The organism is Pseudanabaena sp. 'Roaring Creek', assembly GCF_001402795.1.
Lineage (GTDB): Bacteria > Cyanobacteriota > Cyanobacteriia > Pseudanabaenales > Pseudanabaenaceae > Pseudanabaena.
In genome coordinates this window covers 1-10,675 of sequence record NZ_LIRE01000082.1, presented here as the reverse complement: position 1 = coordinate 10,675, position 10,675 = coordinate 1, and the positions used below count along the sequence as shown (strand labels likewise).

At 44.3% G+C, this 10,675-nt stretch carries 12 protein-coding genes and 1 pseudogene; 4 read left to right on the top strand and 9 right to left on the bottom strand.

Annotation, left to right across the window (positions count from 1 at the left end):
- A partial coding sequence (locus AC805_RS26700; protein ID WP_055074013.1) for a hypothetical protein occupies positions 1–218 on the top strand: 218 nt, incomplete at its 5' end.
- A 233-nt stretch (positions 219–451) separates the two neighbouring features.
- Entirely contained in the window at positions 452–1,087 is a 636-nt protein-coding gene (gene hisG / locus AC805_RS02835; protein ID WP_055074012.1) for an ATP phosphoribosyltransferase, read from the top strand.
- Positions 1,088–1,167: 80 nt separating this feature from the next.
- Here the strand turns inward: hisG and AC805_RS02830 are convergent, their stop codons facing one another.
- Positions 1,168–1,506: a hypothetical protein gene (locus AC805_RS02830; RefSeq protein ID WP_055074011.1), complete on the bottom strand. Its 339-nt coding sequence runs from the start codon at positions 1,504–1,506 to the stop codon at positions 1,168–1,170.
- Between the two features lie 30 nt (positions 1,507–1,536).
- Between AC805_RS02830 and AC805_RS02825 the strand changes: the two genes are divergently transcribed.
- A complete protein-coding gene (locus AC805_RS02825; protein WP_072143502.1) occupies positions 1,537–2,832 on the top strand; it encodes a lipopolysaccharide assembly protein LapB in 1,296 nt (431 codons plus the stop codon).
- Here AC805_RS02825 and AC805_RS27260 read toward each other — a convergent pair.
- The 8 genes and pseudogenes from AC805_RS27260 to AC805_RS02800 all read right to left on the bottom strand — a co-directional run bounded on the left by AC805_RS27260 (position 2,806) and on the right by AC805_RS02800 (position 7,080).
- Positions 2,806–2,961 carry a DUF2281 domain-containing protein gene (locus AC805_RS27260; RefSeq protein WP_082429380.1) on the bottom strand — a complete coding sequence of 52 codons (156 nt, stop codon included), beginning with the start codon at positions 2,959–2,961 and terminating at the stop codon, positions 2,806–2,808. The genes AC805_RS02825 and AC805_RS27260 overlap by 27 nt on opposite strands.
- Positions 2,962–3,148: 187 nt before the next feature.
- Positions 3,149–3,307: a hypothetical protein gene (locus tag AC805_RS26695; protein ID WP_231662409.1), complete on the bottom strand. Its 159-nt coding sequence runs from the start codon at positions 3,305–3,307 to the stop codon at positions 3,149–3,151.
- A 6-nt stretch (positions 3,308–3,313) separates the two neighbouring features.
- Positions 3,314–3,559, bottom strand: a complete 246-nt coding sequence (locus tag AC805_RS26690; protein ID WP_231662408.1) for a PIN domain-containing protein — start codon at positions 3,557–3,559, stop codon at positions 3,314–3,316.
- Positions 3,556–3,774 carry a DUF2281 domain-containing protein gene (locus AC805_RS02815; RefSeq protein WP_055074009.1) on the bottom strand — a complete coding sequence of 73 codons (219 nt, stop codon included), beginning with the start codon at positions 3,772–3,774 and terminating at the stop codon, positions 3,556–3,558. The genes AC805_RS26690 and AC805_RS02815 overlap by 4 nt, the downstream gene beginning before the upstream one ends.
- Before the next feature lie 499 nt (positions 3,775–4,273).
- Complete coding sequence (locus AC805_RS24470; RefSeq protein ID WP_072143500.1) at positions 4,274–6,154, bottom strand: caspase, EACC1-associated type; 1,881 nt, start codon at positions 6,152–6,154, stop codon at positions 4,274–4,276.
- Positions 6,147–6,545, bottom strand: a complete 399-nt coding sequence (locus AC805_RS02805) for a hypothetical protein (RefSeq protein ID WP_055074008.1) — start codon at positions 6,543–6,545, stop codon at positions 6,147–6,149. The genes AC805_RS24470 and AC805_RS02805 overlap by 8 nt, the downstream gene beginning before the upstream one ends.
- A gap of 96 nt (positions 6,546–6,641) precedes the next feature.
- Positions 6,642–6,746, bottom strand: a pseudogene (locus tag AC805_RS27255) (DUF6516 family protein); the annotation flags it as partial.
- A gap of 16 nt (positions 6,747–6,762) precedes the next feature.
- Positions 6,763–7,080: a hypothetical protein gene (locus tag AC805_RS02800; protein WP_055074007.1), complete on the bottom strand. Its 318-nt coding sequence runs from the start codon at positions 7,078–7,080 to the stop codon at positions 6,763–6,765.
- Between the two features lie 347 nt (positions 7,081–7,427).
- On the opposite strand from AC805_RS02800, the gene pruA reads away from it, so the two are divergent.
- Positions 7,428–10,484, top strand: a complete 3,057-nt coding sequence (gene pruA / locus AC805_RS02795) for an L-glutamate gamma-semialdehyde dehydrogenase (protein ID WP_072143501.1) — start codon at positions 7,428–7,430, stop codon at positions 10,482–10,484.
- Positions 10,485–10,675: the final 191 nt, after the last annotated feature.

The following is a 10,675-nucleotide window of genomic DNA, read 5'->3' as shown; positions in this document are numbered from 1 at the left end:
GCTTTGAGAAAGGGTTTGCTACGCAAACCCTTTCTCAAAGTCCAAAGGTAAAAGCCTTGCGCAGCAAGGCTTTTACCTTTGGACTTTTACAATTTGCCAGCTTAACCCGAACTGACGTTACTTATACCAAAGCTCAAAATGGCTACTCCATTTTGAGCTTTGAAAACCATTACTGGGTTTGGTTTTTAATTAACAAAAGTGTTGTCACACTTTCGTGAATTGGTATTACAGCAATTTTCGATCAAAAGAACTATAAGAAAGTTTTTGAAAGTGTTGCTTTGCAACACTTTCAAAAACTTTCTTGGTTTGGATTTGAGCGCAAAGCGCTGTAAACGAAATAGGCTATTGGCGATCGCCTATAAGTCTATAAAATGAGCGCACCATCCGCGATAATTACTAAGAAGCGCGATCGCGCATTCACGATCAACCATATTGTTAGCAGCCCGACTCCATGTTCACCTTCGCATTGCCCAAAGGCTCACTATTAAAAGACTCTATTGAATTGCTCCAAGGAGTGGGACTTGACTTTAGCGCCTTTCTTGATGCTTCAAACCGTCAACTGCAAATCACCGATCCGACGGGCTCAGCTAAGGCTCTGCTGGTGAGAGCGCAAGATGTACCTGTATATGTGGAATATGGACAGGCACAAGCAGGCATCGTGGGAGAAGATGTCTTGCGGGAAAAAACTCCTAAAGTGGCTAAATTGCTCGATTTAGGTTTTGGTGGCTGTCGTATGTCGATCGCTGTCTCTGGCGAAAGTCGTTATCGTTCGCCGTTGGACTTGCCACCCCATAGCCGTATTGCTTCCAAGTATGTGGGTTGCGCTCGTACCTATTTTGACAGCATTGATTTACCTGTCGAGATTATTCCTCTGTACGGCTCGGTGGAACTGGGACCGATTACAGGGATGGCTGAGGCGATCGTGGATTTGGTCTCGACGGGCAAAACCCTCAAAGATAATGGGCTAATCGAAATTGAAGTTTTATATCACAGCACCGCGCGATTGATCGGGCATCCACTTAGTTATCGTTTGAATAGCGATCGCTTTGGCAAGTTGATGAAGCAAATGCAGGTTGGTTCTCGCTAAAGCCCCAAAAAAAAGGGAATGGTAGCTCTTCGCACCACCATTCCCTTTTTTTTGGGGCTTTGGGCAGCAAGCATCATTTTTTAATCAGTAAGCTTTTCCCACGCCGATCTTGCTGCATTTTGGATGCGGCTCATGGTTTTGGAAACTTTTTTTTCTAGTTTTTTCTCAACGTTTTCTAAGGCTTCGTTGACGGACTCCACCGCCCAGCTATCAAACTCTTCAAGGCGATCTCGTACGGAACTGACTTGCTTATCAACATTTTTATGGGCTTTTTTAAAATTTTTTTCGTACTGTTGTTGGGCTGCGTCAGCAACAGTATGCAATGTTGTTTCGATCTTATGTTTGATATCTTTTGACTTTTTAGGCATGGCAATAACTCCCGAGTAATGCACTGCAAAAGTATGAGTTTCAATTATCATATCGCTATAGCTTGGGGAACAAGTATGGTCATGCCAACAGATTTTCATGAAGATTTCTTTCAACAGGGTTTAGCCAAAGCAAAGTCAGGCGATCGCTATGGTGCTATACAAGCCTTTAGCCTTGCGATCGATGTTAATCCTCAATTAGCCGAAGCCTATTATCAGCGTGGTTTAATTCTTTTCGATCTAGGCGATCGCCAAGGGGCAATTGCCGACTATAACCAAGCGGTTATGCTCGATCCTGATGCGATCGATGTATATGTGGCTCGCAGCATGACTCGGATCGCGATCGCCGATATCCTTGGCGCGCAAACTGACATTGCTCAAGCTTTAGAAATCAATCCCAAATCAGCGATCGCCCATCAATTACTAGGCTTAACCTACAAGCAACAGCAGCAATGGGAAAAGGCGATCGCCACCTATAAGCAGGCTGCCCATCTATTCTTAGAATTACGGGATGAAGAGAACTGTCGCCGTTGTATCGAGAGCTATAAGTCGCTAGAAACCTTGCTACCCCCATCAGTTACCAATATTCTGGCAGATATCCAGCCCAAGATCGATCAAGGCGAGCATACCCAAGCCTTAATCGCTCTCAACTGGGTATTGCAAATCGAACCCCAAAACGTCAAGGCTCTCTGTTTGCGGGGGCTAGTCCTTGGCAAACTTGGGGATGCTCAATTAGCAATTCAGGATCTCAATCAGGCGACATTCCTAGAACCACATAACCTCGAAGTCCGCCTCGGTCGTGGTCGCATCCGCCTCGAGATCGGTGATGCAAGGGGAGCCATTGCTGATTTTAACGAGTTAATCCGCGAATATCCCAACATGGTCGATGTTTATAGCGATCGCGCTAAAGCCTATACCAAACTCAAGGACTATCGAGCCGCAATCGAAGACTTTTCGCGATCACTATCTCTAGATCTTCATAATCCTCAGTTATATTGCGATCGCGCCGATGCTAGGTATGATTTTGGCGATATTAAAGGAGCGATCGACGATTATCAACAAGCGGCGAATATTTGGTTTACGAGATCGCTGATGGAACGCTATCGCTATGCCCTAGCCCGCATTAGTCTCTGGCAGTCAGAACTAGAAAAACAAACCAAAGAGGCAAAAAGTCAACAGGTCATTGCTTCCACAACAGTAAATCTCATGCAAATGCCTAGTCTGGAATTGCAACAACGCTTATTGCTATTGGTGGGAGGCAATATGGCGATCGCTCAACGTCTCATCGACATTGCTAAACAGGAACATCCTCATATGCCTGAAATTTGGTACTGGCAAAAGGTAATTTTTGATCTAGAAAGCGATCGTGGCGATCGATAAATATTGCTTGCTGAGATCGTATGCGGAGAGGGTTGATTTTTCCTCTTGGGTTTGGCGTTTCGTGAGGGATTCGATAAATTGATTTACTTCTTGAACTAAGGATTCAGGTAGTTTTTGTAGTTTGGTAATGGTGGATTCTGGTCATGGGTTAATCTCCTAAATTCTCTAGGTTAATCGCTATTTTAAACTTTTTCCTTTTTCCTTTTTCCTTGTTTAGGGCTTCGATCGCTAATGACTCGAAGGCTTTGAATAGTTCTTGTTGTGTCATATTCATGAGTTAATCTCCTAAATATTTTAAGTTAATCTTTTTTCTTAGCTATCGGAGGATGATGATAGGAATGGCTTCATTGCGGTTTTTTCTATAAATTGTGAAGTCGCTATCTATGGTTAAGATGGCATATTCTGGATTTTCTTCTGCCATTCTCACTAAACAAGCATCGGCAAAGGACATAGGAACCGATCCATATCGGAGCATCAGTTCTTAGATTTTGGTTACGTTGTTCTCAAATTGGAATTGGGTTTTGATCGCACCTGCTTCAATCATTGACATGAGAATTTCTTGTAAGTACGTGGCTTTTAATAGGAAACAACTTTCAGAAATTACGGCTTCACAGGTAATCGCTGGGGCTTGGACTTGCTTCCATTGGTTAATCGCCCATTGATGATAGGTATCATTTTTGTTCAGCAGTGCCACAATTACGCCAGTATCGATAATTGCTTGCTTCATTTACCATAGCCTTCCATATATTTTTTGTTTTGCGAAAGGTCGGGTGGTAGCTCGGCGCAACCTAGCCATTGCTTGCTGAGGTCGTATGCGAATATAGGCGTTTGTTCTGTTTGAGATTGGCGCTTGGCAAGGGATTCGATAAATTGATTTACTTCTTGAACTAAGGATTCAGGTAGTTTTTGTAGTTTGGTAATGGTAGCTTCGTAAATAGTCATGGGTTAATCTCCTATTTGTTTAATTCTATCGCGAGATTTGTTATACCATGCTGGATTTTAATGATTCCCAAAGGTAGGGGTAAAGCATTACCGCAGAGATTTATAAATTTTCAGATCCTCTCAATTTGGGAATGCTTTACCCGCAATCTCACAACGCAGGGATAATACCAATTCCCAAAATGGCAACGCCATTTTGGGAATCTCAAAACCTTGCTGGGTTTGGTGTTTAATTCACAAAAGTGTTGTCACACTTTCGTAAATTGGGATAATCTATCGGTGAAAGCGGAGAGGGTTTTGCATTTGCAAATTGAGATTGTGGTGGGGAGTTTGAAGATTGTGGAGCAAATGCAAAACCCCTACATTTTTTCTTGTCAATATTGCTTCTTCCATCTATCTCAAAAAAATTTGATCGCCTGACGGCGAATAGGGAGAATAAAGAAGTGTAAAGAAAGAGAAGAAGTGCAAAGGGCTGAGGGCAAAAGAACAGAGAAGGGAGTCCTCACCGCACAAGGCATACAACCCGAAAACCGATGAAGGAGTTCTGAATACGCGCATTGTTGAAGTCACGAAACGCAGACCGACAATTCCTAGCAATGTAGCTCCACGAACCACCGCGCAGCACGTGATAACGATTATCATTTTCTTTTGCGATCGCTTTACCAGTTTTCCGAACGAGGTCGCTTTCACCACCATATTTTTCGTAGCTGTCTTGACACCATTCCCACACATTACCGTTCATGTCGTATAAACCCCAAGGATTCGGCTTCTTCTGGCCAACAGGATGTGTCTTTGAGCCAGAATTTGCACCATACCAAGCATATTCGCCTAACAATGAAGCATTATTACCAAAGGAATAGGCAGTAGTCGTTCCTGCGCGACAGGCATATTCCCATTCTGCTTCGCTAGGTAATCTAAATTCTCGTCCCGCCTTCTGCGATAGCTTCTTACAAAATTCCTGAACATCATCCCAAGATACCTGCTCCACAGGATTTTGCAAATTGTCTTTAAAATTGGAAGGATTATTGCCCATAATCGCTTGCCACTGGGCTTGTGTGACTTCATACTTGCCCATATAAAAAGTAGAAACATTCACATCTTTAATCTGCGGACGCTCATTATCACGGCTTTCTTTTTCTTTAAGGGGTGAACCCATTGTAAATTTGCCGCTAGGGATATAGACCATCTCTAGATTGATCCCATTCTCAAAGTTAAATGTGAGAATAGGCTCTGGTTGTTTTGGGATAGCTATTAAAGGTTTTTCTTGGATCGTCAATGAGTTAGACAATAATGATTTAGACACTAATGTTGTTTGAAGATTGGGTTCTAAATCAACAGAGATAAATTGCTGGTGAATAGAACTAATATCTTCATCTCTCAAACCCAAAATATCTTGTAAATCTTTAAGCTGATCAAGGATTTTTTTAGCTATAGGCAAGCCCTGCTTAACTACTCTTTCAAGACTTTTTTGATAGCGAGATAGATTTTTCAGCCGCTTACGATCTGGCTCTAATACCTCATTCTCGATCGCAATAGCAACCTCATCTGACAAACCCCATCTCTCACGATGAACTTCCAAAATATCCTGACCCACAAAAGAAATCTCACCATTCTCTGCATATCTCTCCACCAAACGGCGATACTCTAACCCCGTGTCCACCCTTGCCTTCGCCAGAAGAATCTTAATTCCCTGTCTAATCCCATAAATCTCTGGCTTCATCGCAGGCTTAGCCGACTGCACATGACGCTTAGCATACTCATGCAACTCATCCGCCGAGATCATCCCATCCCCATCAGACTCCGCCGCTCCCGACTCAATCCCCTGCACGATGTAATTCGTATAGAGCGACAGTTCCCCCTCCTTATCCTCATAGGATTTTTGCGTCGAAGTCGAAGAAGTTAACACCACACTCCCCTCCACCTCAAGCTGCGGCTTCAGATTAATATCCGCACTCTTAGCCAGCCAACCCTCCGCAAACGCCCCGCTATAGCAACAGTCCAAAATCAGAACGTGCTGTCTCTGATAACTGCGATCGCGCATGATGCCCTGAATAAAACTCGCCGATACTGCCGTAGATCGAAAAGTATCCTTGCTCGTGCGGCGCGTTGCCAGATATAGGCGATCGCTATCATCGGTAATCCCATGCCCCGAAAAATAGAGCAACCCCAAATCGCCCTTTTGACAGCTTTGAAACAACAAATCAATCGCCGTTTGCATTGCCTCTAGATCGGGATCGATCAGCGTCTTGACCTCATCAAAAGCCCCAAGATCGGGACTTTGCAACACGCGCAACATTGCCGCCACATCCTTTGGTGCAGCCGCAAGGGGTGGCAAACCCGCCTCATACTGACTTACGCCAATCAGTAGAGCCTTCTTAGCCATTGGCAGAATCCTTTTTTCGCTTGTCCAATAGCCCGCTAGCAATTTTTTCAGCAGTCAAGGCAGCTTTTTCGCCAGTAGTTTCGATAGTTACCTCAAAATCGCCATCTTTCACATGGATCTTCATCGGCTTTTCTGCAAACTTACCCCCGACAAATCCCATAAAGCTAACAACTTTGTCTAACGGTACTTTTGCCGTCAATACGCCCACCAATTTATCCAAACCGCCCTTACTGCCCACTTCAGAGCTTAGATCGTCAGCACGATCCACAGATTCAGCATCACCTTGATCCCGTAACTGCTTCAGCAATTTTTTAGCAAACTCTTGTCGTTCATAATCATCCAATCTGGAACTGTCTAGCGCAAAAGTAACCTCAACTAAAGACTCGCTCACGATATAAGCTCCAATGACAATTTACTAAAAACAACTATAAGCGAAAATCTCATACTAAAGGTTGATAAAACTCAAAATTTGCTACTGAGGCAGCAGCTAAAAGCCTTGAATGCTTAGCAAATCACCTGAAATGACGTTTTCCTCAGACTCAACATGAATGTGATGAGGAAAATTAGGCAAATTTGGAAAATGCGGCACATTGTCCCAACGTTAATAATTACTGTCTTTTGGGCTGCAACACCTGCAAACGCTCTTGTACAGACTGCCAAAGCTCATAAATAACACCCCATTCAAAATAATCTATCTCTTCACCTAAACTACCATCACTAAATCTTTGATAGAAAATCTCTGAAGGCATTTGATATTGAAGTTCATAAGTCTGTAATTTTGATTGAAGTTCAGAAGCTTGTTTGAGGGTATTTACTCTTTCTAGCTCGATAATTTTGGTAAGAGCACGATCGATTAAACTACTGCGATAGCCTTTTAAATAGAGAGAATCAAGAATTTGTAAATGCTCAGAAATTTGGACAACCATAAGTTCTATCTCGTGATTTTTTGATTTAGCTGGATAAATTTTTTAGCTAAGCGATCAGTCATAAAGGTAAATATTATCTGACTAAACTCAATTATCATCAGGTTTTTGGTTAATTACAAGTCGATGTAATTTCTACCAACAAATTTGCGATCGCTATTACGCGCCTATTTTTTTGTCATGACTTGTCTACAATTGGCATTAAATTTTAAACTAGAGCGATCGCTGATAACCCATAAATAGCAACAATCATCACCCTATAATTTCCAGATTTAGCCAACAAAGCTACAAATAAGTAGATGATGGTTACTAGCTATACTGATTGATTGCAAGGTTTATGGATTACAGCCGTGGTTAGCCCAACACAGCGAGCAAATACAAGCTCTAACAATAAATTCAATACTTCTCTTAATGTCTCACTCGATACCTCTAAATACGAAGCGAAGACACAGGAAATCGCCAAGAAGATTTTAAGTGGCAATGAGAAAGGTTCTTTTTGGTCGAAATTATCTCAGCTTAAGGATGAATTGCGCCTTGATGACAAGCTCATGGCTTGGACGATGGAAAATGAAGGCTTACGGGTGCAATTATTTAGATTGATCGATTGCTTGCCAGCATTGCAAAGCAAAGCCGAAATTGCAAGGCATATGCAGGAATATCTCGCCAGTGATGCGGTGGAAGTTCCTGCTCTGCGGGCTTTATTAAATTTCAGTACCGATAATCCTAATTCCATTCCAGCAACCGCAGCAGCAACTACTCTCTCGACCGCAGTGGCAACCCTCGCCAAGCGCTATATCTGCGGTGAGAACTTATCGGAAGCAACAAAATCCATTGAGAAACTAAGGCGCGATCGCTTTGGCTTTACGATGGACTTGCTCGGCGAGGCAGTCATCAGCGAAGTAGAAGCAGGTGAATATCTCAATCGCTATATTGGCATGATGGAGGATTTGTCGAACAAGGCAAAAAATTGGGGCTTGATCGAGCAGATTGATAAAGCTGATGGAGAAGAACTTAAGCGCGTGCAAGTTTCCGTAAAACTTAGCGCTTTTTATTCCCAATTCGATCCTTTAGATCCAGTAAAAACGACCGAGAAAGTCAGCGAACCTGCCAGAATCCTCCTGCGTAAAGCTAAAGAGCTAGGCTGTGGCATCCATTTTGATATGGAGCAGTATGAGTTCAAATCGCTCACCTTGCAGATTCTCAAACAAGTTTTAATAGAACCAGAATTCCGCGATCGCACGGATGTTGGCATTACCCTGCAAGGCTATTTGCGCGATAGCGAACAGGATTTGTATGAACTTGTGGAATGGGCAAAATTGCGCGGTAAGCCCGTCACTGTGCGCCTAGTCAAGGGAGCCTATTGGGATCGCGAAACCATTCGCTCCTATCAACAGGGTTGGGCTTTGCCAGTTTTCTCTGATAAAGTCTCCACCGATGCTAATTATGAGCGCTTGATTCAGATTCTCTTAGAAAATCATCAATACCTTTATGCGGCGATCGGTAGCCATAACGCGCGATCGCTTGCCAAGGCGATCGCGATCGTTCAAACTCTAAATATCCCCAGTCGTGCCTTTGAAACTCAATGTCTCTATGGCATGGGCGATAAATTTGCCAAGGCGATCGCCGATATGGGCTATCGCGTGCGGGTGTACTGTCCCTTTGGCGACTTGATTCCTGGGATGTCTTACTTGATTCGCCGCCTATTGGAAAATACCGCCAATAGTTCCTTTTTAAGAATTAGTGGTGAAGGCGTTGATATTGGGAAACTAATTGCAGCACCTATGATGACGGAACGGGATGTGAATTATAATGGCGCACCTGCTCTAAATGTTTTTGATGGCTTTGTTAATTCTAGCGATCGCGACTATGCGATTAATGAAGAGAGGGAAGCTGCCCAAACTGCCTTACAACAGGTTCGCCGCCAACTCGGTAAAACCTATTTACCGATCGTCAATGGTCAAGCGGTAGAAACAGAAGCCTACATTGAATCGGTTAATCCTGCTAACTCTTCGCAAGTAGTCGGCAAGATCGGTCTAGCCAGCATCGACCAAGCCGAAGCCGCCGTGAAGTCAGCAAAATCCGCCTTTGCCTCATGGAAGAAGCTCAGCGCTAAAGAACGAGGTGATATTCTCCGCAAAGCTGCCGACATCATGGAAGAAAAGCGCGAAGAACTGATTGCATGGATTTGCTGGGAAGTTGCTAAACCCATCCGCGAAGGTGATGGTGAAGTTTCTGAAGCGATCGATTTCTGCCGCTACTATGCTAAAGAAATGGAACGCCTCGAATCGGGAGTACAACGCAATCTGCCTGGAGAAGATAATACTTACATCTATCAACCTCGCGGCGTAGTCGTCGTGATTTCGCCTTGGAACTTTCCCTTGGCGATCGCACTAGGTATGAGCGTGGCTGCGATCGCCGCAGGTAATACGGTCATCCTCAAACCCGCCGAGCAGTCCTCGGTAATTGGGGCAAAGATTGCGGAAGTTCTCCAAGCCGCAGGCTTACCCACAGGCGTATTCACCTATCTTCCCGCCAAAGGTTCCACCGTTGGCGCTCATTTGGTCAAGCATCCCGATGTGCATCTCATCGCCTTCACAGGTTCCCAGCAAGTCGGCTGTCAAATCGTTACCGAAGCTTCCATTTTGCGTCCCAAACAAAAGCACATGAAGCGCGTCATTGCGGAAATGGGCGGCAAAAATGGCATCATCATCGATGAAAGTGCCGACCTCGATCAAGCTGTAGTGGGCGTAATGAATTCCGCCTTCGGTTTCGCTGGTCAAAAATGTTCCGCTTGTTCCAGAGCGATCGTCCTTGCTCCCGTTTACGATAACTTCATGGAACGTCTTGTGGAAGCCACGCGATCGCTAAAGGTTGGTGAAGCACATCTTCCTGGCACCAAACTCAGCGCTGTCATCGATGGAGCCGCCCAGCAGAACATTCTCAACTACATCGCCAAAGGCAAAGAAACCGCGACACTCGCCTTTGAAGGTGAAGTTCCCAATCACGGTTTCTATGTACCACCGACTATCTTTGGCGATGTCGATCCTGATAGTGCGATCGCCCAAGAGGAAATCTTTGGCCCCGTACTAGCAGTAATCAAGGCACAGAGTTTTGATGAGGCATTAGCGATCGCCAATGGTACAAACTTCGCACTCACGGGTGGCTTATATTCGCGCACTCCTTCCCATATCGAACGCGCCTATCGTGAGTTTGAAGTGGGCAATCTCTACATCAATCGCGGCATCACAGGCGCATTGGTCGATCGCCATCCCTTCGGCGGTTTTAAACTAAGCGGTATCGGTTCCAAAGCTGGCGGACGCGATTATCTATTGCAGTTCCTAGAGCCAAGGTCTATCACTGAAAACACTCAGCGTCAAGGCTTTGCGCCTCTTGATGGGATTGAATAATTAGATTCAGACAAGGGGCTTCAGCCCCTTGTTCTTTGAGATATACTTATCAAACAATGCGTAAATGCTGTATCGCATCGCCTAAACCTATGCCCCAGACTATCAAACAAAAATCCACGCTATACGATCGCGATCTTAATTTGTGGTTAGAAGAGGCGATCGCTAAGTTAAAAGCTGGTGATTTTCAAAAT